Annotated in this window: 29 protein-coding genes; 9 read left to right on the top strand and 20 right to left on the bottom strand. The window is 60.3% G+C overall.

The features are described from left to right. Window positions 1-732: 732 nt before the first annotated feature. The 6 genes from AB4Y32_RS26595 to AB4Y32_RS26570 form a co-directional block, all read right to left on the bottom strand. Complete coding sequence (locus AB4Y32_RS26595) at window positions 733-2,145, bottom strand: response regulator receiver protein (RefSeq protein ID WP_368724217.1); 1,413 nt, start codon at window positions 2,143-2,145, stop codon at window positions 733-735. Between the two features lie 275 nt (window positions 2,146-2,420). Next, entirely contained in the window at window positions 2,421-3,113 is a 693-nt protein-coding gene (locus AB4Y32_RS26590) for a phosphatase PAP2 family protein (RefSeq protein ID WP_368724267.1), read from the bottom strand. Between the two features lie 580 nt (window positions 3,114-3,693). Further along, window positions 3,694-4,125 (bottom strand): nuclear transport factor 2 family protein, encoded by a 432-nt coding sequence (locus AB4Y32_RS26585; protein ID WP_368724216.1) that lies wholly within the window; start codon window positions 4,123-4,125, stop codon window positions 3,694-3,696. Between the two features lie 142 nt (window positions 4,126-4,267). Next, on the bottom strand, window positions 4,268-4,657 hold the full coding sequence (locus AB4Y32_RS26580; protein ID WP_368724215.1) for a cytochrome c family protein: 390 nt from the start codon (window positions 4,655-4,657) through the stop codon (window positions 4,268-4,270). Between the two features lie 11 nt (window positions 4,658-4,668). After that, a complete protein-coding gene (locus AB4Y32_RS26575; RefSeq protein ID WP_368724214.1) occupies window positions 4,669-6,402 on the bottom strand; it encodes an FAD-dependent oxidoreductase in 1,734 nt (577 codons plus the stop codon). 46 nt (window positions 6,403-6,448) lie between these two features. Continuing rightward, the gene (locus AB4Y32_RS26570) at window positions 6,449-7,414 is read right to left on the bottom strand and encodes a transporter (protein ID WP_368724213.1); all 966 of its coding nucleotides are present in this window, start codon (window positions 7,412-7,414) and stop codon (window positions 6,449-6,451) included. A gap of 288 nt (window positions 7,415-7,702) precedes the next feature. Between AB4Y32_RS26570 and AB4Y32_RS26565 the strand changes: the two genes are divergently transcribed. Both AB4Y32_RS26565 and AB4Y32_RS26560 read left to right on the top strand, forming a co-directional pair. Continuing rightward, window positions 7,703-8,560: a helix-turn-helix domain-containing protein gene (locus AB4Y32_RS26565; protein ID WP_368724212.1), complete on the top strand. Its 858-nt coding sequence runs from the start codon at window positions 7,703-7,705 to the stop codon at window positions 8,558-8,560. 137 nt (window positions 8,561-8,697) lie between these two features. Next, a complete protein-coding gene (locus AB4Y32_RS26560; protein ID WP_368724211.1) occupies window positions 8,698-9,663 on the top strand; it encodes a LysR family transcriptional regulator in 966 nt (321 codons plus the stop codon). A 111-nt stretch (window positions 9,664-9,774) separates the two neighbouring features. On the opposite strand, the gene AB4Y32_RS26555 is transcribed toward AB4Y32_RS26560, so the two are convergent. The 4 genes from AB4Y32_RS26555 to AB4Y32_RS26540 are packed head-to-tail and all read right to left on the bottom strand — an operon-like array spanning window position 9,775 to window position 13,308. After that, a complete protein-coding gene (locus AB4Y32_RS26555; RefSeq protein ID WP_368724210.1) occupies window positions 9,775-10,770 on the bottom strand; it encodes an NAD(P)H-dependent flavin oxidoreductase in 996 nt (331 codons plus the stop codon). Between the two features lie 4 nt (window positions 10,771-10,774). Next, the gene (locus AB4Y32_RS26550) at window positions 10,775-11,383 is read right to left on the bottom strand and encodes a cytochrome b (protein ID WP_368724209.1); all 609 of its coding nucleotides are present in this window, start codon (window positions 11,381-11,383) and stop codon (window positions 10,775-10,777) included. 18 nt (window positions 11,384-11,401) lie between these two features. Continuing rightward, a complete protein-coding gene (locus AB4Y32_RS26545; protein ID WP_368724208.1) occupies window positions 11,402-13,075 on the bottom strand; it encodes a cation acetate symporter in 1,674 nt (557 codons plus the stop codon). Beyond that, the gene (locus tag AB4Y32_RS26540) at window positions 13,072-13,308 is read right to left on the bottom strand and encodes a DUF485 domain-containing protein (protein ID WP_439899850.1); all 237 of its coding nucleotides are present in this window, start codon (window positions 13,306-13,308) and stop codon (window positions 13,072-13,074) included. Before AB4Y32_RS26540 ends, AB4Y32_RS26545 begins: the two co-directional genes overlap by 4 nt. Window positions 13,309-13,890: 582 nt before the next feature. Here AB4Y32_RS26540 and AB4Y32_RS26535 point away from each other — a divergent pair. Together AB4Y32_RS26535 and AB4Y32_RS26530 are read left to right on the top strand one after the other, a co-directional pair. After that, window positions 13,891-14,601 carry an SDR family NAD(P)-dependent oxidoreductase gene (locus tag AB4Y32_RS26535; protein WP_368724206.1) on the top strand — a complete coding sequence of 237 codons (711 nt, stop codon included), beginning with the start codon at window positions 13,891-13,893 and terminating at the stop codon, window positions 14,599-14,601. A 58-nt stretch (window positions 14,602-14,659) separates the two neighbouring features. Next, window positions 14,660-14,896 (top strand): tautomerase family protein, encoded by a 237-nt coding sequence (locus AB4Y32_RS26530; RefSeq protein ID WP_090869305.1) that lies wholly within the window; start codon window positions 14,660-14,662, stop codon window positions 14,894-14,896. An 88-nt stretch (window positions 14,897-14,984) separates the two neighbouring features. Here AB4Y32_RS26530 and AB4Y32_RS26525 read toward each other — a convergent pair whose 3' ends face one another. Together AB4Y32_RS26525 and AB4Y32_RS26520 are read right to left on the bottom strand one after the other, a co-directional pair. After that, complete coding sequence (locus tag AB4Y32_RS26525; protein WP_368724205.1) at window positions 14,985-15,647, bottom strand: MOSC domain-containing protein; 663 nt, start codon at window positions 15,645-15,647, stop codon at window positions 14,985-14,987. A 19-nt stretch (window positions 15,648-15,666) separates the two neighbouring features. Continuing rightward, window positions 15,667-16,767: an NAD(P)H-dependent flavin oxidoreductase gene (locus tag AB4Y32_RS26520; RefSeq protein WP_368724204.1), complete on the bottom strand. Its 1,101-nt coding sequence runs from the start codon at window positions 16,765-16,767 to the stop codon at window positions 15,667-15,669. Between the two features lie 388 nt (window positions 16,768-17,155). Here AB4Y32_RS26520 and AB4Y32_RS26515 point away from each other — a divergent pair, with 388 nt between their 5' ends. Together AB4Y32_RS26515 and AB4Y32_RS26510 are read left to right on the top strand one after the other, a co-directional pair. Then, window positions 17,156-18,070: a LysR family transcriptional regulator gene (locus AB4Y32_RS26515; protein ID WP_368724203.1), complete on the top strand. Its 915-nt coding sequence runs from the start codon at window positions 17,156-17,158 to the stop codon at window positions 18,068-18,070. A gap of 3 nt (window positions 18,071-18,073) precedes the next feature. Next, complete coding sequence (locus AB4Y32_RS26510; RefSeq protein WP_368724202.1) at window positions 18,074-18,325, top strand: hypothetical protein; 252 nt, start codon at window positions 18,074-18,076, stop codon at window positions 18,323-18,325. Between the two features lie 239 nt (window positions 18,326-18,564). On the opposite strand, the gene AB4Y32_RS26505 is transcribed toward AB4Y32_RS26510, so the two are convergent. Further along, window positions 18,565-18,990 (bottom strand): MarR family winged helix-turn-helix transcriptional regulator, encoded by a 426-nt coding sequence (locus tag AB4Y32_RS26505; RefSeq protein ID WP_368724201.1) that lies wholly within the window; start codon window positions 18,988-18,990, stop codon window positions 18,565-18,567. Between the two features lie 132 nt (window positions 18,991-19,122). Between AB4Y32_RS26505 and AB4Y32_RS26500 the strand changes: the two genes are divergently transcribed. Further along, window positions 19,123-19,428: a hypothetical protein gene (locus AB4Y32_RS26500; protein ID WP_368724200.1), complete on the top strand. Its 306-nt coding sequence runs from the start codon at window positions 19,123-19,125 to the stop codon at window positions 19,426-19,428. A 12-nt stretch (window positions 19,429-19,440) separates the two neighbouring features. Here AB4Y32_RS26500 and AB4Y32_RS26495 read toward each other — a convergent pair whose 3' ends face one another. Next, window positions 19,441-19,869 (bottom strand): BspC domain-containing protein, encoded by a 429-nt coding sequence (locus AB4Y32_RS26495; RefSeq protein WP_368724199.1) that lies wholly within the window; start codon window positions 19,867-19,869, stop codon window positions 19,441-19,443. A 202-nt stretch (window positions 19,870-20,071) separates the two neighbouring features. Between AB4Y32_RS26495 and AB4Y32_RS26490 the strand changes: the two genes are divergently transcribed. Beyond that, on the top strand, window positions 20,072-20,437 hold the full coding sequence (locus tag AB4Y32_RS26490) for a hypothetical protein (RefSeq protein ID WP_368724198.1): 366 nt from the start codon (window positions 20,072-20,074) through the stop codon (window positions 20,435-20,437). Between the two features lie 7 nt (window positions 20,438-20,444). Here the strand turns inward: AB4Y32_RS26490 and AB4Y32_RS26485 are convergent, their stop codons facing one another. The 3 genes from AB4Y32_RS26485 to AB4Y32_RS26475 all read right to left on the bottom strand — a co-directional run bounded on the left by AB4Y32_RS26485 (window position 20,445) and on the right by AB4Y32_RS26475 (window position 21,546). Next, window positions 20,445-20,867, bottom strand: coding sequence for a rubredoxin (locus AB4Y32_RS26485; protein WP_368724197.1), 423 nt, complete (start codon window positions 20,865-20,867; stop codon window positions 20,445-20,447). Window positions 20,868-20,911: 44 nt separating this feature from the next. Beyond that, window positions 20,912-21,112 carry a hypothetical protein gene (locus AB4Y32_RS26480; RefSeq protein WP_368724196.1) on the bottom strand — a complete coding sequence of 67 codons (201 nt, stop codon included), beginning with the start codon at window positions 21,110-21,112 and terminating at the stop codon, window positions 20,912-20,914. A 296-nt stretch (window positions 21,113-21,408) separates the two neighbouring features. Beyond that, entirely contained in the window at window positions 21,409-21,546 is a 138-nt protein-coding gene (locus tag AB4Y32_RS26475) for a hypothetical protein (protein WP_368724195.1), read from the bottom strand. Window positions 21,547-22,178: 632 nt separating this feature from the next. On the opposite strand from AB4Y32_RS26475, the gene treF reads away from it, so the two are divergent. Further along, window positions 22,179-24,005, top strand: a complete 1,827-nt coding sequence (gene treF, locus AB4Y32_RS26470; RefSeq protein ID WP_368724194.1) for an alpha,alpha-trehalase TreF — start codon at window positions 22,179-22,181, stop codon at window positions 24,003-24,005. 287 nt (window positions 24,006-24,292) lie between these two features. Here treF and AB4Y32_RS26460 read toward each other — a convergent pair whose 3' ends face one another. The 3 genes from AB4Y32_RS26460 to AB4Y32_RS26450 form a co-directional block, all read right to left on the bottom strand. Next, the gene (locus AB4Y32_RS26460; RefSeq protein WP_368724193.1) at window positions 24,293-24,796 is read right to left on the bottom strand and encodes a PaaI family thioesterase; all 504 of its coding nucleotides are present in this window, start codon (window positions 24,794-24,796) and stop codon (window positions 24,293-24,295) included. Between the two features lie 68 nt (window positions 24,797-24,864). Continuing rightward, window positions 24,865-25,389: a hypothetical protein gene (locus tag AB4Y32_RS26455; RefSeq protein ID WP_368724192.1), complete on the bottom strand. Its 525-nt coding sequence runs from the start codon at window positions 25,387-25,389 to the stop codon at window positions 24,865-24,867. Continuing rightward, window positions 25,386-25,964, bottom strand: coding sequence for a radical SAM protein (locus AB4Y32_RS26450; protein WP_368724191.1), 579 nt, complete (start codon window positions 25,962-25,964; stop codon window positions 25,386-25,388). Before AB4Y32_RS26450 ends, AB4Y32_RS26455 begins: the two co-directional genes overlap by 4 nt. Window positions 25,965-25,968 lie beyond the last annotated feature (4 nt).

The following is a 25,968-nucleotide window of genomic DNA, read 5'->3' as shown; positions in this document are numbered from 1 at the left end:
GATTGAACTACCCGCTTCGGGTGCCTCTCGAGCGGTGACGCTTGAAACTCAAAATCCACGACTGCAGGCAGATTCGCCCTGCCGTGGAAGACTTTGACTAGCGAGCTACGACGATTCCCAAATGCGTTGCCACTGACTGCCGCTCAACTTTGTGCAATGTGCAAACCTTTGCTTGCAGAAACGGAAAAATCGCCCGGCAATTTGTTCACGCATTCCTTTTGGATCGGTGGAAATAATACCCGGACGTGCTTCGGATTTACATACGAATCGAAAATGAATAGGTAAATAGCACGATTCTTCTGACTGTTTGCGGTCGAAAAGGAATTCCGCCTTTTTTGGTGGCTCGCGAGATAGTCTTGCGCGGTATGTGCGAGATGAATTGTTCGCTGGGTGCGTTCGACTTGTCTGGCGCGATAAGCTACTGGCTGTGTTGGCGTTGCACAGGGCAATGCGCGCTTGTTACTTTGATTTATGAAGTGTGGGAGAACTTACGCGCCAACGCTAAGCGGTGATGCAATTTTCACCACGTCGAGAATATTATTTCGGTATCGACCCTGGAAGCTGCGCGATAAGCATCGGCAATCTCTACCAATACGCACCATTATATATTTCTTTTTTACCGGATCCGTGAATATGGCACTGCAATAGCACCGCGATTCATGGTTTCGGGGATGAGTAAAAGGTACTGTCGAAATGAAAACAATTGGCCATATAGCGTGGCAATAGTACTGACTACTGCTGTGCAAGTGCATCTCTTACCGCTTGCACAACGTCAGCAGGATCTGCCGATCGCGGGAACCAACGATCCCACTCAGCCCAGTCGAGGTGCGCGTCATCGATCGAGAAGGCAATCATGACGGGGCGATGCAAACGGGTCGACCTTCGCGATAGATCTCCGAGCAAATCACCGGCGTTGGCGGCGCCGATCGGACTTGATGCGACGATGACACGCGGATTGAGCCGACGAGCCTCAACCCGCGCTTCTTCCGTTGTGGCGACCGGCATAACCTCCATGCCTTGCGAAGTTAGTCTGGATACGAGCCCGGAGAGCCGCTCCGCGTCCGGATCTAACACGAGGACATCGACTGTAGCAGTCGACCCGATCGCGTCACGCTGCGGGCACCCGTCGTGACGCGATCGTGCACGCGAGCGGACCCACTGCCTGAGCGGCCAGACGGTTCGATTGAGCTCGTGCCGCAGTACCAGATTTCGCCATACCCGCTCCGCACTGAAGGCGTCCCGATGGGCCTCGCGCTCGAGCATCCGTTTGCACCCAGGCAGATGGAGCAGCGAACATCCTTTGAACCAGCGAAGATCCCGGTGAGTATTGCCGGACCAGTGGCGTCCAACAAGCCGATGCGCGCCAAGATCGATGATCTGATGACCCTCGTCTGCCAACAGATTGAGTGCTGCCGAAATAAATGCCTCATCTCCGTTATGGTTCAATTCATCTATGGCAAGTCGGTAACGCTCGAAGCACGCGTGAGCGTAGGGCACCAGTTCATTGATGAAGCCGGTCGACGCAAGCAGTACTTCGCCGCCAAACCATCGCGGGTTTCGAAGCGACTTTCCCGCCACGGTCTCGAGATCGCCAATGACGCGTGCGTCACCGTAGGCCGAAAACTCCTGATCAGAAATGTCAAATGCGCCAACACCTATCATTTGACAACGCCGTAGAAGTTCTTCGTCGAGCGCCCGAAGCGCGAGCATGTCGGTATCGAGCAGCATCAGCAGTTCACCTTCGCGCAGCGTCGCGGCGACCTGCTCCATCATGTCCAGCTTGAAGTGCGCGCTATAGAAGCGCGTCAATTTCGGCAACGTCAATCCGGACGACCTCAACTGCAGTACGCGGGGACGTGAATCGGAATCGACCTTCGTCAAGTACTGCTCGATCTGCTCGGCGACGTTTGTCGCGACCGTCAACCTCGGCAACCCAATCGCCATCAGGCTGCGGTTGAGCGTAATGGCCTGTTCCAGGTAGCAAAAGGGGTCGGCGCGCGTGCAATTCGGGCTGCCCGTGCCGTCCGTTTCGATGAATACGAGCGCGCATGGGACGATCCCGACGCGGCGCGGCGCCGAGCCAGAAGAAGGAACCGCCTGCCTGCAAGATGGTTCGTCTAAATCACGGCGCAAGAACGCTGACATACATCGTTGCCTCCAGCCGACGTTGATAGCGGACACCGCGTCCTCCCCAATTGCAGTTCGTGTCACGTGCGCCGAGCGGCAGGCAATGCACGAGGCGAGGTACGCAGCATCCGTGCCATCCGGACACAGATCAGCCGTCGCGGCTTGAATCAGTCATTGCACGGCATTTTGAAAAATTATCCTGTAGAGCATGCAAATTCTTTCTTTATCTTGCACGATGGCTGGCAATGGGCCTGCTATATGTGCGACCCGTTCGCGCGCAGCGCTGGCCGCACTCAAAGCGCCTTCGACGCCACACTGGCAATTCTGCGGAGTTCATCGAACTGCGTGACGAGTTCGAAGCAGAGAATGAACGCCAGCATCGAAGAAGGCCCAGGATAGCGCTCGATCCATAGCAAAGATGGAGTGGCATAGCGCGTCCGGATAGGGGTCCGCGTCATCAGATAAGTAATGGCAATTCCAATCGCCGCACCTGCGAGCAGGTCAGTCGGATAGTGAAAACCGAAGTAAGCGCGCGGAAAACAGATGAAAATGGCGGTGTACAGAAATACGAGTACTCCTGCGAAGCGCGAAACGATAAATACGCCCGTAGCAACCGACATCCATAGCATCGCGTGGTCGCTCGGAAACGAGCTCCAGTTGGAAAGCATCGCGTCATGTAGAGAACCAGTCGCGAAATGCAAATGCAATTCAGTGTTGTAGACGGGACGTACCCGGAACGGCAGAAAATCGGCGAGCACTCGTCCAACGGCGAGCGCCAGCAAGCCACTCACAACGGTTGCGATGACCACTTCGCGCTGCCATTCCCGCCGCTCACTGGGTTTGAACCAGATCCACCACAACATGGGGATGAGCACGAGCCCTCTGAACGTGTACATATCGGTGAGGGCTCTCATCGCAAGGCTCGGCAGCGGACCGAGATCGAGGTGCGCGAGATATGTCTCGATGGTTGTATCGAAGTTAAGCATTCTTGTAGTACCACCGGATTCGTAGCAATAGCGAGAAGACAGGCAGAAAGTGGAGATCCCGGTGCTCATGCGCGTCGCCGACGCGCACTGCGACTGGACCTCGACCTTAGCCTGCTACGCACAAACCCGTCCGCTGCCGTGCTTTCTCGTGGTAGCCATTTTTGTTCCTGAACGGCCGGTCGGGCGAGCTTCCTTTGTGTACGACTCCTCCTTTTCATCAACGATTTCTGCAGGTATCGCGCACATGCCTGAAAGGCACGCGCTGGTGAGAGCCGCTCATCGTAATGGCAACTGCCCCTTGCAATGAAGAGCAAAGCGGACGCAATCATTCAACACATAGCGCCAAAGTGTAAGCCTATATTTCTGTTATTCGCTGTCCGTCGGTGAATTGAAAGCCCATCGCTTCTACGCGATGCATTCGTATGACGGGACAAAATTGCGTCGAACCGACTTTTACGCCAACGATACGAGGGTGGGCTCTCTTGCCGGCTCGCTGTGCCTCGACAACGCCAAATATGCGCTCACGCCGGCATTGAGCGTAGCCGGCGCTTACACGTATAAGCACACGAGCGGCCTCTATCTACCGCGTCAACCACGGATACCGCTCCGTATCCGCTCCCTCATAGTCCGGGTCCAGGTAAATAAAGCAGCGCTGAATCTTGCAGTCGCGGATTTCGAACACATCGCACCAGCGCCCCGCATGCGACACGCCCGCGCGCCAGTCAATGCCGCCCTTGCTGGTCCCGTAGCTCGTGCCCTCGACGACCACCATATCGCCCTGCTGAATCACGTTCAAATAGGCAAGATCGTGCTTGAACTTCGACACGATTGAACCGAGGTCCGTGAAAAGCTTCTCGAACGACGCGCGGCCCGAAGCAATGCCCCATTTCGGAAAATATACTTCCGCATGATCGTCGAAGAGATCGAATACAGACACGCCGCAGTCCAGCCTGCGCAAATATTCGATTGCAATGGTCTTGCGCTGTTCATCCGTCATAGTGGTGGTTTCCATTTCAGTCTCCTGTCGACCAGAGTTGGCGTGTCGACCGGAGTTTGCGCTTCAGCTGTCGGCTGGAGTTAGTGCTTCAGCACTTAACTCCAGCCCCATGCAGAGCACTTACTCCGGTCCCATGCGAATAGTTGCGATAGGGGTTTCAGTGAAGCGTGTTTAGATACGCGATGATCTTCCGGCGACGTGCCTCGTCGCCTTCGAAGTAGGTCATTGCATTGCCCGGTGCGACGGTCTGCGTATCGGAGAGCCACGTGTCGAGAAGTTTTTCGTTCCACACCTTGCCCGACGAGGCCGCCTGCATGCCCGCCGAGTACTTGAAGCCAGGCTGCGCAGCCATCGGCCTGCCGACGATGCCGAAGAGGTTCGGCCCCTGTGCGTTCGGCTCGCCCTTGCCGAACGTGTGACATACCGCGCAGTTGTTAGTCGCGAGCTTCTTGCCCAACGCGGCAAGATCGGCCGAGTCCTGCGCATAACCCACTTGGCTCAAGAGCGCGAACGAGATGCCGATTGATAATGTGCTGATGCGTTTCATCTTGCCTCCCGTTATGCGCGCGAAGTGTTCTCGGCATGCGCCGCATTCGCCGCGCGATACGCAAACGCGATGATGGGTCCAAGCGTGCCGCCACCCGCCCAATACGCGCGCGCCGACGCCGACGCGACGCAATTGCCCACGCCATACAGGCCTTTGATGGGCATCTCGCGCACGTCGAGCACCTGGCCATGCGAATTCGTCTTGGGGCCGCCCTTCGTATCGAGATTCCCAGCGACGATCAGCGCCGCGTAGTACGGTCCTTTCGCACTGAGCGGATACATCGTTTCGTTTTTCTGATCGGCCTTCTTCTGGACGGGCCCATTAAAGAGCTTTTCGACGACGCGTTCGCCGCGATGAAAATCCACATCTTTGCCCGCCTTCGCAAAGCCGTTAAAACGCTTGATCGTCGCATCGAGGTTCGGCACGAAGTCGTCGCTCAACTGCATGCCGCCGAGCGCATTCGCATGCTTCGAAAGCCGCTCGCGAATCGCGTTCGCCAGCTCCTGCAGTGTGTTGCCGCGCAGCACGTGCCTATCGTTCGAGCCGGGGGGCACGATCAGGCTGCCGTAGTCCTCACTTGCGCAGTGGTCCTGCGCCTGTTGATCCCAGATCGAAATCAGCGCGAGATTCGGGTATTCGCCCTTCGAGCCGTCCCATTGCGAGAACGTCGCGCACACTTCGTTATAAGCGAGCTTCTCGTTGACGACGCGCTTGCCATACCGGTTCACGTACAGCATCGAATCGCCTGTCGGCGTAAAGATGCCCGAGAGCGAGCCGTCCTTTGCGATCGCCTTGTCGAGCGAGATCGGCGCCATCCACGAGTAGTTCATGTTGCGCAACTGCACGTCGAATGCGCTTGAGATGCGCACGAAGTCGCCTTCGTTGGTGACGGCCGCGCATCCGCCATACACTGCGCCGTGCAGGAAATTCCTGCGCAGTTCCGGGTCGTGCGTAAAGCCGCCCGTTGCGAACACGACGGCTTTTTTCGCACGCGCGCGAAAGATCGTGCCTTCCTCGGTCAACGCCTCGACGCCCGTCACCGCGCCATTCGCATCGACCAGTACCTTTTGCACGCGATAACCCGTGCGGATATCGACGCCGTCACGCCGCGCGGCGGCGCTCATCGTGCGGATCGCCACGCGGCCGCCATCGGACATGCTCGGCAAGCCGTCCTTCGGAAACAGTACGCGGCCACGGGGCGCCTTGTTTTCGGGCAGCTCGGCCCAGTAGTCGGGCACAGCGGCTTCGTGCCGGTAAGGCAACGCGCCTTTCGACGCGAGCAATTCCGCCGCCGGCGATGCGCTGTCATAGATCGCTTCGCACATCTCGTACTCCCACTCCGAGAGGCCGAACTTCGGCAGCGCAGGATCATATTGCTCGGGCCGCGAAAGACGCGCGACGTAGCGCAGATAATCGTCCTTCGGATCGGCGATGCCCGCGCGACGCATCGGCTCGTTGTTGGGTACCCAGTACCAGAACGCCGCTTTCGCGGCCGTACCGCCGACGCTGCCTGCCTTCTCAAGAATCGCGACGCGGTTGCCGAGCCAGCGCGAAAAGAGCGCACAGGGCAGGCCTCCACCTCCGCCGCCGCAAACGACGATGTCGTATTCCGCGTCGAATTTCAGTTGATCGGCTGCTTTGGCGGAAAGCGTCACCGCGCCGAATGCGGCGGCCGCAGTGCCCGCGCCCGCCGCCTTGATGAAATTGCGCCGCGATGTAGCGGGCGTCTGGATCTCGTCACTCATGGTTGTCTCCCGGGTTATTGCTTTCGATCGGTGAATAGGGCATCGCTTACCAGTAGTGCCACGCCTGCACGAGAACGGCATTGGTCAGCGTCGTATTGCGCCCCGACACCGAGTGCTGGTACTGGATGGAAAGCTGGTCGTACATCTTCTGGTGCACGAATGGCAGACTGTTCGGCTTGAACTGGAACAGCACGCCCGCGCCAACCGTTGTTTCGCGGCTCGCGCTGTTCCCCACCGGGATACCCGCTGTCTGGTTGAAGGTGCCGCCGCTCGTCTGGTGATCGAGCGCGAAAAAGGGAATGGCAAATGGATTGTCGGGTGGCGAAATGCTGTAGCCGATGCGCAGATTCAGATGAAACGTGTCGCCGGGACTGAGATCGTCATGACCCGATTGCAGCGTCCGTCCGCGCAGAATGCCGCCGACCAGAAGGTCCACGTTCACATGGCCATACCAGTCGTCGTAAAAGACGGAAGGCCAGAACGACCAGGTGTTGGTCGATACGCTGTTCTGTCCGATGGGCACCTGCACGTAGGCCTGAAACCCGAGCGTTGTCGCGGGCGCGGGGTTGTACCAGACGAGTCCGCCGATCAGCGGATCGCCGATCCCGCTTGCGGCGAATTGCGAGCCCTGTGTGCGGATCGCGGGCAACGTGATGCTCGCATTGAAGCCGACGTGCGGCAGCGACGGCAGCTTCCAGTAGTGAATGAACGTCGACAGTCCGACGAAGGTATTCGTATCGGGGCCGTTTATCTGATTGCCGTGCGAGTCGAACGCGCGGCTGTCATGGTTCCACCAGATGTTTTCGCCGAATGAATCGTAAGTGCCCTCGAAGTCCGAGCTGAACTGCCACGTCTGCGGCCGATCGGTTGCGAACGGTATGCCCGCAGCGTAGGCGGCATCGGCGAGCGGCAGCGTGCCCGTCATGCCGAGCAGCGCGGCCAGCACCCTGCCGCGCCGCCGCGCGCTGTGCCGCCAACACTGAATGCGCTTGCGCGCCAATGGTGCTCTCATCGTCGTCTCCGTTTTGGTGTCGTGTGCCGCGAGGCATGGAGTGCACCGTACGTCGACGTAATCAGCGGGTCTTTCAGGTTTCGCGCTTTATAGATTCCGGTTCAAAGCGCGCTATCAGGGTCGCTACCAGGATGAAAATCGCGGACGCGGCGTTCGCGAATGGCGAACCATCGAAACACGTTCACGCCGATGCGCGCCTCTATACTCGAGTGAATGCAGAAATACGAACGTCGAGCCGCGGGCGCGCGTCAGTGCGTCAGTGCGTCATCGACGGAAACGGAGACGAACATGACCGCATTGACCCAGCGCCCGGCGGGCCGAACTATCGATGCATTCGCCGCCGTGCCCAGCGCGCGGGGGCTCGAATACTGCATTTCAGGCGCACAGCCGTACACATTCGACGTTCACAACACGTCGGATACGGTCTGTCTGCTACTTGGCACGATTGTTTCGAATACGCGCTACGACGACGGTCCCGCCCTTCCGCTCACGTTTCGCGCGGAGACAGCCGCATTTCATCCGCGCGGCGGAAAGATGCATATCGACGCGCAGCAGGTCCGCGTCGGCTTCGTTGCGTTTCGGTATTCGGATGAATTCAAGCGCGGCATGAACGAGGTACATGCGGATACATCGAGAAGCACCGCCAATCGCGACAATCTCGGCGCTGACGCGATCCGTCATCTGGTGCGCTACGCACGGCTCAAGACGACATCGAATGCCGCGCTGCCCGTCGATCCGTGGGAAATGCAGTGTCTCGCAACGCTCGCATGGATCGAAACGACGCGGCAATTGCAATCGGCTAAAGACATTCATCGGTCGACACTGTCGAGCGTCGAATTCCAACGACTCGAACAGTATGTCGAAGAGAAGCTCGACGACGCATTGAGTTGCACGCAAATCGCGGCAACGCTCGATCTTCCCGTGCGGGTCGTGTCCGATGGCGTGAAGGCGCGAACGGGCCACTCGCTGTATCGCTTCGTGGTCGAAAAGCGCCTGAATGCAGCGGCCAGCATGCTGCGCGCAACGGACACGCCGCTTTGCGACGTGGCCGCAGCCTGTGGATTTTCTTCGCAACAGCACATGACGGCGCTTTTCTCCGAGCGGCTGGGCACGACGCCGTCGCGCTACAGAAAGCACGCGGCGTGAGCCCACGCGGAGGCTTTTGCTTATGGTTTCCCATTGCTCAACGATGCGCGCAATCACGTCCCGTCACGCGCGTTCATCATTGCGTGAATGTGCTAGCCTGAGCTTCCATCATTCGACGTGATCCGGCGAGGCGCAAAATGGAACTGCGGCATCTGAGAATATTTTGTGCGGTCGCGGAGCACGGCAGCTTCACGGCAGCGGCCGAAAAGATCCACAACGTGCAGTCCAACGTAACGATGCGCATCAAAGAGCTGGAAGCAGAATTGAACCAGCAGCTATTCATTCGACAGAAGAATGGCGTAGTGCTCACGTCGGCAGGGCAAATCTTCCTGGGTTACGCACTGCGTATTCTTCAATTGACGGATGAGAGCCGCAATGCGTTGCTCGACAACGCATCGCCGCGAGGGCTGTTGCGGCTTGGATCGATGGAAACGACAGCTGCCATCCGGTTGCCGAAAATCCTCGCCAGGTACCACGAGCAGTATCCGCAAGTTCAACTGTCGCTGATGACGGGCACGACGACCGAGTTGATCAAGGCCGTTGAATCGCATCGGCTGGATGGCGCTTTTGTCGGCGGCTTTCATCAGACTTCGTCGCTGTATCAGGAAGAAGTCTTTCATGAAGAACTGGTTCTCGTGAGCGGCATCGAATTCGAGTCGCTGTCGGCTCTTACGAATGAGATATCGCGTCAAACAGTGCTCGTCTTCAGGACGGGCTGTTTCTATCGTTCAACGCTCGAACACTGGTTTTATCAGGCGGGCATCATTCCCGGCCAGATCATGGAGCTGGGCACGCTGGATGGAATCATGTCGTGCGTCGCTGCCGGCATGGGCATCACGTTGCTGCTGCGATCGGTCGTGGAGAGCCACGGCGCGCGACATTCCGTTCACTGTCATGAACTGCCGCAGGAATTCTCGAACGTCAAGACCGTGTTCATTCGCAACAAGGACGCGCTCGTCACGCCGGCGCTCACGGCGATGATCGAACTCGCGCATCAGCAGATTGCAGTGGATGGCAGCGCTCAGGAACCGGCTGGTGAGAACATCTTGACGACCAGGCTCGGACGTATCGACGCTTCGGAATCTGGCGCAAGCGTTCATTGAATTGTTCGATGCTCCCAGAAGATTTCGTCGTGCAAACGGGTGCTGGAAAAGACGACGCGCCGTGAACCTTGATTTCAGTTCACGGCGCGTCGTCTTCACTTTCGAGCACCGTTACGCATAGCGTAGACGCACTTCCTTGAATGGCTCGACTGAGCCGGCCCGGACCCGTTCGCCGCTGCTGCTCAAACCTTGCGCCAGTTCCGCCACGCGCTTGGCGGCCGGGATGATGCCGTCGATCTTTCCCACGCCCTGGCCCGCATACAGCGACAGCTTTTGCGCCATCTTCGGCCTGTCGATCGCGCGCGCGCCGCCGCCGATAAAACGCAACAGGTTCCACTTGTCCCGATTCGGGATCACACGATGCGGCGTGCCGTATTTCCATCCGAACGAGTACCCCGTTCGATACTCGGTGTCGTCGACGGCAGCTTCCACGATCTTCTGCTTATAGAGCGGATGCGCATTCGACTCTTCACACGCGACAAATGCAGTACCCACGAGCACGCCGCCCGCGCCCATTTCCATCACGGTTCGAACGTCATCGCGATTCGTAATGCCGCCTGCGGCCAGCACAGGCCGGCCCTCGGAAACTTCAATAAGCGCGGGCAGCAGCGAAAGCAGCCCAATGGTGCCGCGATTCAAATGGCCGCCGCTCTCGCTGCCCTGAGCCGTGATGATATCGGCGCCATGCGCAATCGCACGACGCGCAAGCTCGACGGAGCCCACCTGAACCATCACGATCATTCCCGCGTCTTTTGCGCGCGCGATCATATCCGGGTAGTTTTCGGCATAGAACAGCGACAGCATGCGCGGCTTTTCCTGAAGCACGATCTGAAACTGCGCTTCGAATACATCCGGGCCGCCAAACGACGGCACGAGATTCACGCCGAAAGGCTTGTCCGTCAGGCTTTTTGTTTCCCTTAGCCACTTGCGCAACGCGAGCGGCGGCAAGCGCAATCCGCCTATCGTGCCCATTCCTCCCGCGTTCGCAACGGCAGCGACGAGCTTCGGACCCGAGATAGCGGCCATGCCGGCGAGGAAGATCGGGTATTCGACTCCGCAAAGCGCCGTGACGGCATTGCCGCCGAATTCATAACTGGTTGTGCTCATGGTGTTAAAGCTCCACACGTTTTCCAAGCATCCGTTTCAAGGCGTCGTTTTTCAGCACGAAATGGTTCTTGCAGGCACCGAAGATATGCAACGCCAACCCGATCACAAACGGCGTGGCGCCGATCTTGAAGAGAATGTCGAAGATTCGCGCCGCCTGATGATCCGGCGATATCAGTGCAGGAATGAACCACCCTCCGGGCAATTCGATCGGCAGACCAGCCGCCGACTTCGACAGCCACGCGGCGATCGGCAGCAACACCATCGCGAGCGCGAGGGCCGTCGCCACCGAGCGGCTGACGATCACTTCGACGGGATTCGGCGTGCCCACGGGCAACGGATGATAAGACGTGATGCGCGCCCAGAACCGGTAGACCGATACAGGGAACAGGATTGCGCCAAGCAGATTCAGCACTTTCATGAGCCCGCTGTCCATCGAAACAGAAAGCGCAATTTCGATCGCGATGATCGACAGCACGAGTGCCGCCACCACCCAATGAAGCACGATCGTAATCGGCGAAAAGCCCAGGCCGTTATCGCGCGCCTGAAATCTGGCCTTCACGCGCTCCCCGTCCGAACGGGATTCCGATACGTATGAGGTTTGCAGCTTCGACATTTCCACTCCAATCAATAGTTAATGACCGACCGCACCCGAAGAGCCAATGCCTGTTTGAGCGCGAACGAACTGATTGTCGAACTTCTCCCGCTCTCTCGATGCTCGCGCGCCCTGATCGGTAAGCGAGCCCATCCACGCGAAGAAGAACGCGATGGTCATTGAAACGATGGCGGGGTAGTCGTACGGAAAGATCGCCGTCGCGTGCCCGAGTACTTTCATCCACACAGCGGGAGAAAGCACGACGAGGCTCACCGCGCTCACGAGGCCAGCGATGCCGCCCATCAGCGCACCGCGAGTCGTCAAGCCTTTCCAGTAAATCGCCAACGTCAGAATCGGAAAGTTGACGGATGCCGCGACGCTGAATGTCAGCGCCACCAGAAACGCGACGTTCTGATCCTTGAAAAGAATGCCGAGCAGAATCGCGACACCGGCGATCGCGATCGAGGCAACTCTCGACACGCGTTTTTCCTGCGCGGCATCGGCGTTGTTTCGCTTGATCACCATCGCGTAGAGGTCATGCGAGATCGCCGAGGTACCCGCCATCGTGAGCCCCGCTACGACAGCCAGAATGGTTGCAAACGCGACGGCGGACAGAAAGCCGAGCACGAAATCGCCGCCCACGGCCTTGGCCAGATGCATCACAGGCATATTGCCGCCGCCGATCAGTTTTCCGCCGAGTACGCCGTGTTCATAGAAGGCGGGGTTGCGCCCGACGATGACGATCGCGGCAGTGCCAAGTACGGTGACGACCAGGAAGAAGTATCCGATGAACCCTGTCGCGACGAACACGGACTTGCGCGCTTCCTTTGCATCGGGCACGGTAAAGAAGCGCATCAGGATGTGAGGCAGTCCCGATGTGCCGAACACCAGCCCCACCGACAGCGAAAGCATCTCGAACGGATCGGCCACGAGTTTGCTCGGCAGCATGATGCCGCTTCCGCTCTTGTGCGCGGCGATTGCCTGTTCGAACATGTTATCGATCGAAAAGCCGAAATGACTCAACGACAATATCGCCAGCAGGCTTGCGCCGAACAGCATCAGCACGGCCTTGATGATTTGCACCCAGGTCGTCGCGACCATTCCGCCGAACGTCACATACACGGCCATCAGAATGCCGACCACCACGACCGCGTAGTTGTATTGGAGCCCGAATAGAAGCTGAATGAGCTGCCCCGCGCCCACCATCTGCACGACCAGATAAAAGCAGACGACCGTCAACGAACCGAACGCCATCAGTGTCCGTATTCTCTGCTGGTCCAATCGGAACGACGCAATATCGGCGATAGTGACTTGCCCCAGGTTTCTGATGCGTTCGGCAAAGAGAAACATCAACAGCGGCCACGCGACAAAGAAGCTCACCGCGTAAAGCATGCCGTCGTAGCCGTTGAAAAAGATCATGCTCGTCAGTCCGAGCAAAGCCGCCGCCGACATGTAGTCGCCTGCGAGCGCGAGACCGTTCTGAAATCCGGTAATGCCGCCGCCGGCGTTGTAGAAGTCCTTCATCGACTTCGTCTTCGATGCGGACCAGTACGTGATGCCTAGCGTCGCGATCACGAACACGACGAACATCGCGATCGCGGTGGTGTTGAGCGGCTGCTTCTGTACTTTCTCCAACGCTTCCGGCGTGGCCATCGCCGCTCGCGCAACGAAAGCCGTGAGCACAGCGACTGCGATTCTGATCGGCTGCTTCATCGAGCGCCTCCCGCGAGAATCCGAGCGGTCAATTGGTCGAACTCTCCGTTTGCGCGCCGAATATAGATACCCGTCAAAACCCACGTTCCGACAATCAACACCGCACCGACAGGCCAGCCTATCGTAATCACACTTCCTGGATAAAGCCGCGTGGCAAGCACTTGCGGTGCGAACCCCGCAATGAACACAAACGCGTAGTACGGCAGCAGAGTGCCCAACGTAAGCCATGTCACGAGCCTGCGTCGCCGGGCGACCAGTTGTTCGAATGCCGGCGACCGCCGGACGTCGTCATGCGCAGTGGAATCGACCACGATGTCTCCTGTATCTCGTTACGGGTTAGGCGCATTGCGCTGCGCTCTTCCTCTTTTGCTCAACGATAGAAGCGCGGGTCGATCAAGTAAAATGATGTTTGATGATGCGTGCCATCACCGCGAGTGAAATAGCGCTTCGCCCGCTTCGCTCAATTAGTGGCGGAATTCCGCACCAGTGAATTCCAGAAAAAGCACAGACCGCACATTGCACCGCCCCGGCCTCGTATTTGTACGACGCCCAGCGCTCCGCACCGTTATGACGCAACGTCAATAATCGCCCCACTGACACACCGTTTGGCGCAGCCATATCCGCGCCGTCCGCGCCCGCGGGCGCCGCCCGTCGGCTATTGGCGGGAGTGCGCAAAGCATCCGCATTTGTTCCCATGCGTCAAAACTGTTTGTCCGCTGCGGGTGTACGCAAGCGGATCGAGGAAGCCTAGATTGACGACCTAACGGCGCTGTCGATTCCCGACGGCAAATGCCACCCACATATCGAGGTCAATCATGAGCAACTCGCAAAAGGTCGTTATCGTCACTGGCGCATCGCAAGGTATCGGTGCGGAACTCGTCAAAGCCTTCCGTGAGCGCGACTATCGCGTCGTCGCGATCGCGCGTTCGATCAAATCCTCCGACGATCCGAACATCGTCACAGTCGCCGGCGACATTGGCGATCGCGAAGTGGCGAAGCGTGCCGTCTCCGAAGCCGTCGAACGCTTCGGCCGCGTCGATACGCTGATCAACAACGCGGGCATCTTCATCGCGAAGCCGTTCACGCAATACACGGCTGAAGACTATGCTTCCATCCTGAATGTCAATGTGAACGGCTTCTTCCATATCACGCAGCTCGCAATCGCCGAGATGGAAAAGAACAAAAGCGGCCATGTGTTGCAGATCACGACGAGTCTCGTCGATCATGCAATTTCCGGCGTGCCTTCGGTGCTCGCGTCGCTGACGAAGGGCGGCCTGAATGCGGCCACCAGATCGCTCGCAATCGAATACGCGAAGACGGGTATTCGCGCGAATGCCGTCTCGCCGGGCATCATCAAGTCGCCGATGCACGCGCCGGAAACGCATGAAGCACTGGGCGCGCTGCATCCCGTCGGCCATATGGGTGAAATGCGCGACATCGTCGACGCCGTCGTGTACCTCGATTCCGCGCCGTTCGTGACGGGCGAGATCCTGCACGTCGACGGCGGCCAGAGCGCAGGCCACTAAGGACAACGGCGAGGCGCCGGCAGCGGTGCCTCATCCGCTTAACATCACGGAGATTCTCATGCCTATCGTGACCATTCAGGTTACTCGTGAAGGAAACAAGCCCGGCACGAATGCGGTGACGCCGGAAGAGAAGGCGCAACTGATCAAGGGCGCCAGCGAGTTGCTGCTCAACGTGCTCAACAAGCCGCTCGAAGCGACATTCGTCGTCATTCAGGAAGTCGAGACGGAGAACTGGGGATGGGGCGGGCTGCCTGTCGACGAATATCGTCGGCAGAAAGCGAAGAAGCCGGGCTGAGTGCCGGCATAACATTGAAGCAGCCAGTTGCGGGCCATTGCGCGAAGAGACTTAAAGGTTCTCCGCGCAATGGCCCGCGCGGTTTCGTTCAGGGCTCTCTACGCGCGCGGCCGCGGCGCAAATCGAGCATGCTGCTGATCGACTCCTCGCGACGCCCCGGCACGAGTCCGATACGCGAACCCGCTCGCACCCATCCCGTTTGCACGACGCTCAGATAGACGCCCGCAAATCCGCTCAGGTACATGTGCTTTACCGCGCGCCTGTAGCCCATCACGGCGTTCAGCTTGAAACAGGGGCTACGTGGCGCTTCGACGCGCAGCCTGACTTCATCAATGACGAGCACGTCGCCGACCCACAGGTCTGTTTCGAGCACGCCCTGTGTCGTCAGGTTCTCACCCAGCGCGCCGAATTCGAGCGGTCTGTCGGCATGCGGGACGTCCGCCTCGATGCGCCGTTCACGCCACCACGCGTAGTGCTCGATCGGGTACAGATAGACGGCCTTGTCGAGCCCGGCGTGAACGCTGAGGTCCGCCTGCTCGTCGCCGACGATACCCAGCTTCCTCACTTCGACGATCGCGCCTTCACTCGCGCTGCTAATCGCGCGCTTGCGTATCGCCGACTCGACTTGCAGCCCTTCCGAAGAAAGCCCGACGTCGAGAGGCTGGATCAAGCCGACATTGATCGACAACACCGTAGCGCCGATGTCGCGCATGTTCTCGCCGGCTTCCGCATAGCTAGTCTGGTCTCCCATCTCGCGCCGATCCGTTTCTTCAGGACGCGAACTGCTGCAAGCGACGGATGGCCTCGAAGAGTTCCGTTTCCAACTGGGCAATCAGGTCGGCGGCGGGCAGCGAGCGGGCGAGCGCGGCCGCCTGGCCGCCCCACTGCGCGCCATAACCGAACTCGCCCTTTGCTTTCGCGGCGGCATGCAGCGCCTTGCCCGCGTCGTAGGTGATCGGATAAGACGGCGTCGCCGGACGATCCGCCGAGCGGCCGAGTTCCGTGAACCTGTTCATCATGCTACGCGCAGGCCGCCCGGAAATCGCCGAGGTCAAAACCGTGTGATACGCCGGATCGCCGAGAATCGCGCGGCGGTAGCCTTCGTCGATCGACGTCTCCGGGCACGGGACGAATGCGGTGCCGAGTTGCGCCGCCTGCGCGCCGAGCGCGAGCGCCGCCGCGATGCCCGCGCCGTCCATGATCCCGCCCGCTGCGATCACGGGCAGATCGATTTTCTGCACGAAGAGGCGCGTGAGCGCGAACGTGCCCAGGCCTTCGTCGAAGGCTTGCGTATCGAACACGCCGCGATGTCCGCCCGCTTCGACACCTTGCGCGACCAGCGCATCGACGCCCGCATCGGCGACGGCCGACGCCTCGTCCAGATTCGTCGCTGACGCCAGCAGCTTGATGTCCGCGTCCTTCAGCGCCTTGATGATCTCTTTCGAAGGCAAGCCGAAATGAAAGCTGACAACAGCGGGCTTTTCCTCCAGAAACAAGTCGAGCATCGCCTGATCTTCGACGAAGCTCGTATAGATCTCGCTGAGCTTTTCAGGCGCGCTCGCGCCGTACTTCTCGAAGTGCGGAGCAAGCCAGTTCAACCATTCCTTTTCGACTTTCGCGTTGGCGGTTGCGGGTTCATGGCAGAAGACGTTGATGTTGAAAGGCGCGTTGGTCAAAGCGCGCGTATCGCGGATTGCCTTTCGCGCGGCCTCGGCATTCATCGCGCCCACGCCGAGCGATCCAAGGCCGCCGGCATTCGAAACGGCCGCGGCGAGCGCAGGCGTGCTGGTACCCGCCATGGGCGCCTGGATGATCGGCTTGCTGATGCCAAGCAGCTTGAGAAGCGGCTTGTCTTCGAAACGATTGCTCATCTGATGACCTCATCGCGTAAGTTGGAGACCGTGCCGCCTGTGATTCACACGCCCGAGCGGATAGTCGAAGGTCTGTGCTTTCGGCTGCACATGCTCCTGCAAGCATAGCCTCTTTACATGGGATGATCGGTTATCGGGCAAAGACCGGTCAACCGGTTGCCAGTCAAGACACTGTTGAGCGGCGGGAACAGATCGGGCAACTCGCGAACCGTTGCGGCAGCAATGGCTCGTCGTATCGCGAGCCGTGACGCACGCGCGCTCGCACTACGCGCCGGCCCATGCTGCAAGACCTGCTATCCTCTGCGGACCTTTCGTCAACCATCCGCTGCACCGCGCCGTGCCTTTGCGTCAGGCAAAACGAGCAGCGCATCCAGATCATGGAAAGGCCATGCAGCGTCAATTCGAAGACGTTCTTCTGGGCAGTATCGAACTGTTCTGCCTCGCGGCCGAACTGGAGAGCTTCACGGTCGCCGCGACGGCAGCGAGCGTGACGCCCGCTGCCGTGAGCCGGTCCGTCGCGCGCCTGGAGTCGCGTCTCGGCGTGCGGCTCTTCGTGCGCACGACGAGACAGATCAGGCTCACGGATGCCGGTCGCCGCTACTTCGAGCAATGTCGTCAGGCGCTCAACCAGCTTGCCGACGCCGAGCGCGAAGTGACGGGACAGCAGAGCACGCCCACGGGCGTCTTGCGCATCAGCATGCCGACGCCGTATAGCCACTATCGCGTGCTGCCGCTGATGGCCGAATTCCGCGCGCGCTATCCGGGCGTGACCGTCGAGACGCATCTAAGCAATCGCAATATCGACTTCGCCGACGAAGGCTTCGATCTCGCCATACGAGGCCGCGCGCCCGACGACTCCGGACTGATCGCGCGCACGCTCGAAGATGCCGAGCTCGTCGTCGTGGCTTCGCCGGCCTATCTGAAATCGGTGGGCAAGCTGGAGACTCCCGACGATCTGATCAACCACGAGTGCATTCAGTACGCGTTGCCGAGCACGGGGCGCAATCTGCCGTGGCTCTTCATGCGAGAAGGCGAAGAAGTGGAGATGATGACGCGCGGCGGATACAGCACGTCCGGCGACGTGCTGGCGGGCGTCACCCTCGCGCGCCACGGAGCGGGCCTGTTCCAGACCTATCGATTCGTCGCGGAGCGCGACCTCCGGGATGGAACGCTGCGCGAAGTGCTCACGCCCTACGGAGGCCGCATGCGACCGTTCGTGCTGCTGTATCCGCATGCGCGGCATCTGTCGTCGCGCGTGCGCTGCTTCGTGGACTTCCTGATGGAAAAACTGAGAACACAATAGCCTATGCTGCCGAATGTCGATTCGATTGCCGCGCGTCTGCGGCTCAAGCAACTGCGTCTTCTGATCGCGCTCGACGAGCACCGCTCGCTGCACTGCGTCGCCCAGCCCGACGCAACGAAGGCGCTGCGCGAAATCGCTGTTCGAACGCGAGTTCGAGGAAGCACGACTCCCGGTGCCGCCTCACTCGATCGAAACCGCGTCGACGATGACGACGGTGCTGATGCTGCAGCGCGACCCGGTACTCGTTTCGCCTGATGCCGTGCGACATGGCCGCGATGCTGTCCCGTCATGGCCTTGTACGGACGCTTGCAATTGAAGTGCGGTCCCGTACCGAACCCTATGGAATCGTGACGCGGCGTATTTCCATGTTATCGCCCGCCGCGCGGCTGATGATCGACGAACTTGGATGACGGGCTACGCACTAACCGACGGCGAATACGTCACGCTGTGCCATTCATCGCGACGGCGCTGCGCAAAACGGCGAAGGCGCGAGTTCACGCGCCTTCGAACCCGCCATTGAATGCCCAGCCGAATGCCTCCATCTCGGACTTGTGCAAGGCAGCCAGCCGGAGCAGAAGGCGTTCGCCCCTGGACGTCAGATGCACCTCCACCTGGCGGCGGTCGCTGCGGCTCGTCTTGCGCGCGACGAGCCCCGCCGACTCGCAGCGCGACACGAGCGCCACCGTGCCGTGAGGCGCGGCCTGCAGACGCTCCGCAAGCTCGCCGACCGTCGCCCAGTCGCGCCCTTCGATGCCCTGCACATGCAGCATCAGCTGATACTGCAACGGCGTGATGCCGGCCGTATGCGTCACCTCCTCGGAAAAACGCAGGAAGCGCCGCAACTGGTAACGGAACGCGGACATCGCCTCCAGATCCTGCTTGGTCGGGGCTTCGACCGCAGCGGCGGGACGTGCTGCCATGGGAGACTCCATCGATGTCGGGTACTGGTTGAAATTATGTCACCGCGTGACTAATATCGAATCATCGCGGCGGATTGGCGCATGGTGCGCAAAGATGCGCCGACGAATCAGTGTGCGCATTTCCGGTTGCAAATGAAATCTTACGTCGTTCTGCTCACAGCGTGGATGGCAGCATTTGCCGCAGCCGGAGTCCATTCGGCTGGCGCGGGCTCGCAGGCTATCGTGCTCGCCAACCTGCCGTCCAGTTCCGGCTTCGACCCGGCGCTCCTGCAGCCGCCGCCCCCGCCCGAACGGCATCGCACAACGACGCCGTCGCCGGCCATCATTCACGGGCCGTCCTACTTGTCCGCGTTGCGCGACTACGATCTGCTCGCCCCGAAGCATCGGCTGTTATATGGCCCGTCGGCGGGATTCAAGCTGAAGGATCGCGGCGATTAGACCTCGCGCGCGTCAACTCACGACGGGCGTATGGCCCTCGTATTTCCGCAGCGACACGCCGACCACATGCTCGCGCCAGATCCCGCACTTCGCGACGACGGGAATCCACGACTGCTTGCTGCGCAGACGGGCAAACGCGCGCATCGTCACCGTCGACTCGACGGATTGAGCGCCATTGCTGCCGGAGAAAATCCCACTGCCGCCGTCGACGTTGGCTTTCAGCACGCGCCGATCGGGCGCGAGAAACATGTCATAGCGTGACGTAGTGCGAACCCAGCGGTCGAGTTCGGCAATACAGTTGATGACGGCGGAACGCACGTGAAGACGCGTGAGATACGCGTAGTCGTCGGGTACGTCGGTTTGAGGCTGCGACTGCGAAAAGGCAGTCGAGCAGAACCAGATGAGGCCCAGGATGCCAGATACGGCGATGATGCTTTTCATTCCGCGCTTTTCATTCCGCGCTTTTCATTCCGCGCTTTTCATTCCGCGCTTTTCATTCCGAATGGCGCTTCGAAATTCAATGCGATGCAGATGCGTCGCGAAACATTCAACGCGCGAAAGTATACTCGCTCTCGCTGGCTCTTATCGCCGCGCGCGTTTCACAAGCTCTCTACGCGCTTCAATTGCCCTGACGGACCGAAAATTGAACCTCTCTTATCTTGCTGTCGCCGCGATCGTGTGCGTGGCGCTCGTCGCGTGCTCACACAAGGACAGTCTCTTTTCACTGGCGCCGAACTACTCGACGCAAACGGAGCAGACGGTATCGGATGTGGAGGGATGCATCGCCGGCCGCTGGCAAGCGAGCGTGCGGCATTTCAGCGAGGTGCGCGCGAACGGCACGGTCAGGATCGAGGCGCAGTCGCTGTTTCGCGGCATCGCGATCGGCGTTCGGCTCAGACCGAACGCGAACGATACGCTCGTCGAGTATTTTCAGCGCCGCGTCGCCGATCCGATCTATCGGTCGATGGTCAGGGAGTGCACGCGAACGCTGGCGTCAACGGGACACTGACCCCTGCTCAGAATTCCACGAGCACAAAGTCTTGCTTGCCGACATCGCAGAGCGGACAGCGCCAGCTTTCCGGCACGTCCGCCCAGCGAGTGCCGGGCGCGATGCCTTCTTCGGGCACGCCGGCTGCCTCGTCGTAAATCCAGCCGCAAATCACGCATACCCACTGCTTGAATTCGTCTTTCGAAGACGGCGCTTGCGTCCCGTCATTCGATCCGCGCGATTCCGCGGCTGCCGCGCTGTTGTCGCGGTCGAGCGACACGACGAGCGGTGTTGGCCGCTCACCGGCTAGCGTGTCGAGATAGCGTTGCAGCGCCTGATGCAGGGCTGTCGCTTCCGTCAGATTCAGGTCGATCCAGAAGGGATCGCCGGCGCCATCGTTGAGCCGGTCGGGAGAGAACTGGATTTCTACAGCAGTGGCTTTCTTGTACATGCGAAGTGAACGACAGGCGAGCGGCGTGTCTTGCCAGCCGCCGTCTAGTAGAAGTGACGCAGCAGGGCGCTGCACAGCACAGCAGAGATGCCTACGAAAGAGAGCAATTGGAGCAGAGTCAGCGAACGGCGGCTATTGGCGCGATTGGGTGTCGACATGAGATTGAACGAAATGATTGAGGGGCAGATCCGATGCTGCATTTTCCGTGAAAAACGCGAGCCCGGATTGTAAAAACGCTCATTCATTCGATTGAATCCTGGCTGGATTCTTTTCCCCTTCGAGTTGCGCTGGTCGGGGTACGGCATGCGTGACGCTTGACTGATGTAAGAGGCTCTCGATTATCGCCCACACCCCGCACCGATATTCCTTCCTTGTGGTCAATAGATTCTTTCGGCCAGGGTGTTGTAGGCGCCTGCGTGGTAACGGCGGCCGGGTTGAAGGAATCGGCCATCGAGATGCAAGGACGCTTTGGCGAAGCAGGGATTTCGTCGCGGCGGGCAGCGGGAATCGATCGGCCGCAAACAGAAACTACCGCAAAACACTACTGGCTCGAAGTCGCCGACGCGTGGCCATGCTCCGCCTGCCGCGCAGCGTCTATCGGATCGCCCGACGTATTCCGCACGCGATCTTCGGCGCGATAGTAGTCGGCGTTCAGATCGAACTTCGCGTAAGAGGCCACGGGCGCAGCCAGCCCGGCGAAACCAGCAAGTGCAAGAGCGAGCGCAAGAGTCTTTCATGTTTCAACTCCTTGTCCGATCGTTGCTACTTCAATCGATTGAAGCGAGCGCAAGCTCGCGCGGCCTTCGGGTAATGTCGTTTGCTAACGTCGAAGTCATGTTCGACACACGTCCGCTCGATACGGCCAACGCAATGCCCGGACCTCATCAATGGATAGTCGCTCGCTCGCGAGGGTGTTAGCGTTGCCGAAGTGGGACGTGCGCCAGACCACGCATGCACGGCGCACACGATTCATCACATCGCCTTCGGGCAAAGTCGCGAGCCGCGCGGCGCCGTAGCCGGGCACGCAGCCCGCCGGCGTGCGCGCGAAACGGCGCGTCTCGTGCTCGATCATCACTCTTCTGTTCCCGCTTTGCCGTTGAACAGTCATCGAAGGTTTCCGTCTAATCGCATGGCGCGTGCGCAGGCTTTCGTCCGCTCTTGTTCGCTTTCGCGCGCTTTCGTCCACTCTCTTGCTCGAAAGCGCGGACATCCGTCGCCGGGGAACATACCTTGCTTGCGCGACTCCTTGTCTTCGAACGGTCTTCACTACCAGGAGCGCCCCTTCCGATGCCGCAACCCCGAGCCCGCCGCATGCGTTCCACAGCCTTCGACGCCGCCCGCATCGTTCGCATCACCCTGTGCGCCGGCGCGCTGCTCGCGTTCAACGTGCAGCCCGCCAACGCGCAGGCCTTACCCGCAGCATCGTCCGGTGCATCCGCAACAGCGTCGGCATCCGCTACAGCGTCGGCATCGACCCGGGGCACCCGGAACGCATCGCCCGTTGTGCCCGTTCCGCCTTCGGATTTGTACGGCGACCTGTATCGCGATGTCGAACTCGCGCATCTCTATCCCGACAGCAAGACCTTCGCCGATATGGAGCCCAACGTGCCACCGAAGGAGATCGTCGCCGATTATGCCGGTCAGAAATCAGACGCGCATTTCGATCTCAAGTACTTCGTCGACGAGCGCTTCACGCTGCCCGCGCGAGAAACGAAAAACTACGTGTCCGATCCGAACCAGAGCGTCACCGCGCATATCGATACGCTGTGGTCCGTGCTTCGGCGAGACCCCGATTCGAACGCGAGCCCGTGGTCGTCGCTGCTGCCGCTTGCGCATCCGTACATCGTCCCCGGCGATCGCTTCGACGAAATCTACTACTGGGACTCGTACTTCATCATGCTCGGTCTTCGGCAAAGCGGCCGTGAAGATCTGCTGAAGGACGAGCTCGACAACTTCGCGACGCTGATCGACCGCTACGGCCACATTCCCAACGGCAACCGCACGTACTATCTCAGCCGGTCGCAACCGCCGTTCTTCGCGCAGATGGTGCGTCTCGCGGCCGAGCGCGAAGGCGATCAGGTCTATCTGCACTATCTGCCCGCGCTGCGCAGAGAATACGCTTACTGGATGGACGGCCAGAACCAGATCGCGCCCGGCGGCGCATATCGTCATCTCGTGCGTCTGCCCGATGGCACATTGCTCAACCGCTATTGGGACGAACGCGGCACGCCGCGCGACGAATCGTATCGGGAAGACGTTGTCACCGCGCACGAGACGCCTAAGCGCAACGCAGAAGACCTGTGGCGCAACCTGCGCGCGGGCGGCGAAACGGGTTGGGATTTCAGTTCGCGCTGGTTCGCCGACGGCAAGTCGCTCGCGACCGTCGAGGTCACGTCGCTGATCCCCGTCGATCTGAACTCCCTGCTCGTCGATCTCGAACGCACGTTGGCGAAGGCGTATCGCGTGCAGGGCGACGCGTCGCACGCGGAAAACATGGAGCAGCGCGCGGCCGTGCGCGCCGAAGCGATTCGCCGCGTCGCGTGGGATTTGCAGCTGAACGCATTCGGCGACTACGACTTCGTCAAGCATCAGCTTACGCACCGGCTCAGCGCGGCGACCGTCTATCCGCTGTATTCCGGCATCGCGACAAAGGCGCAAGCGGCGTCGGTTGCCGCGACGGTGCGCACGCGCCTGCTGCGTCCCGGCGGCCTCGCGACGACGACGGTCCGATCAGGACAGCAATGGGACGAGCCGAACGGCTGGGCGCCTTTGCAATATCTCGCGGTGACGGGCTTGCGTCGCTACGGTCACGCGGACCTCGCGCAGCAGATCGCGACGCGCTGGATACGCACCAACGTCGCGTACTACCAGCACACGGGCAAGCTGGTCGAAAAGTACAACGTCGATGCGAACGCAGGCACGACGTCGGCGGGCGGCGGCGAATATCCGTTGCAGGACGGATTCGGCTGGACGAACGGCGTGCTGCGCACGCTGATGGCGATGTATCCGAACGCGGCGGGCCCCGCCACGCGTCCCGCCGATGTGCCTTCGGGTCCGAGCGGCGTATCGGAAGCGGCATCGGCGGCGGCCGCTGCGCCGAAGACCACGCACCGTTTGCGCGCGACGCCAACCCAGTGACCGGGCGCTGTTACGTGGCGCCCGATGGTGGAATTGAAGGGCGCCACGCGTACAACGTACTGATCCTGCCGCCATCCGCTCAATACCGGCGTCGTTAAAGGCATCAATAACCCCACCAAAGTCATCAAACCCCGTGCTTACATGTATCGCGACGAGGAATACTCCTTCCTGAAAATCAGCGCCGCGTTGCCCGGTAATCTTCAATGCGGCCGTGCACGGTCACCGCGTGAGCCAAGATGCCGCCGATGGTGAGCGGAAAATCCGTTCTCGTAGGCTGCATCGCGGCTTCAGCCTTCCGTCATTTCGCATACCTGCACCAGCGGAGCACCGGCCGGGGATGCCCTCGCGCCGACGCCGGCCGGCGCCCGCCAATTCTCGCGTCCGTCGCCGGCCGCATCCTCGGCGCCCACGCGCGTCACGCCGACAATGCCGGTCGCCATCACCGCGCAACGCCCGTTCGCTTCAAGTAGTCTCGCTTCGAGAAAGATGACGCCCGTCGCGCGACGTACTGCTTGGCACTCAACCACGGGCGTCTTGCAGCGCACAGGCTTCATGAATTGAATCGATAGCTGCACCGTACCGCAGGTTCTTCCGCGAAAGTGCAGGATGCCCGCAATCGACATCGCGCAATCCATCATGCCGGCGATCATCGCACCGTTCAACCGCTCGGTGCCCAGACCACCCGCATGCGCGGGCGTGATGCGCTCAAGCACGAGACGTACCGCGTGGTCGTCGGCAAGATCGATCCGGACGCCGAGATGGTTAAGAATCGCCATTTGCGACAGGCGCATCTGCCATTCCATACGATGCGCGGCGCACATCGAGATGGGGAGTGCCCCGCCCCCTGCCGATCTGACGCTCATGCCGGCACCCCCTCGCTGGCCGGTTCTGCAGGCGCACGCACACTGTCAGACGCCGGCGCGCTGCGATACGGCGACCAGATGAACTGGCGCCAATAGCTCTCGGCAACCTCCACCCATGTCCGCAGGGTATCGAGACTTTCCAGCGAGTTCGCGAGACTAACCATCAGCCAACTGTAGACTGCCTGGCTGTCGCGGCAATCGTCGCAGTGTCCCGAAGTGCAGCAAACCTCGAGCGTCTGCAGGTCTGCCCTCCAGGTATTGAAGAACGGCAGCGTCGGGTTGCCGTTATCCAACCGCCCCGAATTGTCCGGATGATCCTGGCTGACGCTCGGGCACGTATCGCGACCGAACGAGCCGCACCAGGCGTTGCCCGTCGCCATCGCCCGGATGTGGGCCGGATGATTCAGCACCACATCGGGATAGGCCGCTCGCACGCGAAGCATCTCGGCAAGCAACCGTTGCTCGTTCATCATCTTGAGCGGATGACCGGTGTTGTACTTGCTGTAGAAATTGAGGCTCACCACATTCCCGTTGTCGCGAATGCGCCTGATCGTGGGCTCGATATGCGCGATGCCGTCCTCCGAGGCCGCGTACACGAACGTCGCGCGCGGGTCCTGATAGTAGTTCCCCAGCGCAGTGTCGAAGAGCCCCGTGAACGGCGCACCGCTCGGCTTGATCGCGCGCAGCTCGTCGTCGAGCGGGCCGCGCCCCCGAACAGCGAGATGAATATAGTCACGTTGCGGAACGGCTCGATATTCGGCAGCGGCTTCAGACCATTGGTGGAGATCGAGACGAACCGCATCGTGCCCACGAATGCTTCGACGCGCTCGGGAAAGAGTGTCGGCTCGCCGCCGATCAGCAGCACCGTATTCACGCGGCGCTTCCGCTGTGCGTTCGCGAACTCGCGCCAAGCGTCGATTTCCTTGTTTTCCTTCGCGTGCTTGTCGTGCCCGAACTCAAAGAACCAACATCCCTTGCACCGGATGTTGCATGCATTGGTCAGGTGGTATTCGCTCGCGCGCACGAGCGCCGAAAAGCCACGTACGTCATTAAACCTCTGCGCGAGCGCCGGATCTTCGGCGAGCAGCGCGGGCATCCGC

Source organism: Paraburkholderia phymatum (genome assembly GCF_040965635.1).
Taxonomy (GTDB): Bacteria; Pseudomonadota; Gammaproteobacteria; order Burkholderiales; family Burkholderiaceae; genus Paraburkholderia; species Paraburkholderia phymatum_B.
The sequence above is the reverse complement of the archived record's forward strand: the minus strand, read 5'-3'. Positions and strand labels throughout refer to the sequence as shown.

Coding starts and splice junctions, on each gene's coding strand:
- AB4Y32_RS26595 (WP_368724217.1), bottom strand. CDS start 2,145: ATGTCAGCGTTCTTGCGCCGTGATTTAGACGAACCATCTTGCAGGCAG.
- AB4Y32_RS26590 (WP_368724267.1), bottom strand. CDS start 3,113: ATGCTTAACTTCGATACAACCATCGAGACATATCTCGCGCACCTCGAT.
- AB4Y32_RS26585 (WP_368724216.1), bottom strand. CDS start 4,125: ATGGAAACCACCACTATGACGGATGAACAGCGCAAGACCATTGCAATC.
- AB4Y32_RS26580 (WP_368724215.1), bottom strand. CDS start 4,657: ATGAAACGCATCAGCACATTATCAATCGGCATCTCGTTCGCGCTCTTG.
- AB4Y32_RS26575 (WP_368724214.1), bottom strand. CDS start 6,402: ATGAGTGACGAGATCCAGACGCCCGCTACATCGCGGCGCAATTTCATC.
- AB4Y32_RS26570 (WP_368724213.1), bottom strand. CDS start 7,414: ATGAGAGCACCATTGGCGCGCAAGCGCATTCAGTGTTGGCGGCACAGC.
- AB4Y32_RS26565 (WP_368724212.1), top strand. CDS start 7,703: ATGACCGCATTGACCCAGCGCCCGGCGGGCCGAACTATCGATGCATTC.
- AB4Y32_RS26560 (WP_368724211.1), top strand. CDS start 8,698: ATGGAACTGCGGCATCTGAGAATATTTTGTGCGGTCGCGGAGCACGGC.
- AB4Y32_RS26555 (WP_368724210.1), bottom strand. CDS start 10,770: ATGAGCACAACCAGTTATGAATTCGGCGGCAATGCCGTCACGGCGCTT.
- AB4Y32_RS26550 (WP_368724209.1), bottom strand. CDS start 11,383: ATGTCGAAGCTGCAAACCTCATACGTATCGGAATCCCGTTCGGACGGG.
- AB4Y32_RS26545 (WP_368724208.1), bottom strand. CDS start 13,075: ATGAAGCAGCCGATCAGAATCGCAGTCGCTGTGCTCACGGCTTTCGTT.
- AB4Y32_RS26535 (WP_368724206.1), top strand. CDS start 13,891: ATGAGCAACTCGCAAAAGGTCGTTATCGTCACTGGCGCATCGCAAGGT.
- AB4Y32_RS26530 (WP_090869305.1), top strand. CDS start 14,660: ATGCCTATCGTGACCATTCAGGTTACTCGTGAAGGAAACAAGCCCGGC.
- AB4Y32_RS26525 (WP_368724205.1), bottom strand. CDS start 15,647: ATGGGAGACCAGACTAGCTATGCGGAAGCCGGCGAGAACATGCGCGAC.
- AB4Y32_RS26520 (WP_368724204.1), bottom strand. CDS start 16,767: ATGAGCAATCGTTTCGAAGACAAGCCGCTTCTCAAGCTGCTTGGCATC.
- AB4Y32_RS26515 (WP_368724203.1), top strand. CDS start 17,156: ATGCAGCGTCAATTCGAAGACGTTCTTCTGGGCAGTATCGAACTGTTC.
- AB4Y32_RS26510 (WP_368724202.1), top strand. CDS start 18,074: ATGCTGCCGAATGTCGATTCGATTGCCGCGCGTCTGCGGCTCAAGCAA.
- AB4Y32_RS26505 (WP_368724201.1), bottom strand. CDS start 18,990: ATGGCAGCACGTCCCGCCGCTGCGGTCGAAGCCCCGACCAAGCAGGAT.
- AB4Y32_RS26500 (WP_368724200.1), top strand. CDS start 19,123: ATGAAATCTTACGTCGTTCTGCTCACAGCGTGGATGGCAGCATTTGCC.
- AB4Y32_RS26495 (WP_368724199.1), bottom strand. CDS start 19,869: ATGAAAAGCATCATCGCCGTATCTGGCATCCTGGGCCTCATCTGGTTC.
- AB4Y32_RS26485 (WP_368724197.1), bottom strand. CDS start 20,867: ATGTACAAGAAAGCCACTGCTGTAGAAATCCAGTTCTCTCCCGACCGG.
- AB4Y32_RS26480 (WP_368724196.1), bottom strand. CDS start 21,112: ATGAATGAGCGTTTTTACAATCCGGGCTCGCGTTTTTCACGGAAAATG.
- treF (WP_368724194.1), top strand. CDS start 22,179: ATGCGTTCCACAGCCTTCGACGCCGCCCGCATCGTTCGCATCACCCTG.
- AB4Y32_RS26460 (WP_368724193.1), bottom strand. CDS start 24,796: ATGCGCCTGTCGCAAATGGCGATTCTTAACCATCTCGGCGTCCGGATC.
- AB4Y32_RS26450 (WP_368724191.1), bottom strand. CDS start 25,964: ATGCCCGCGCTGCTCGCCGAAGATCCGGCGCTCGCGCAGAGGTTTAAT.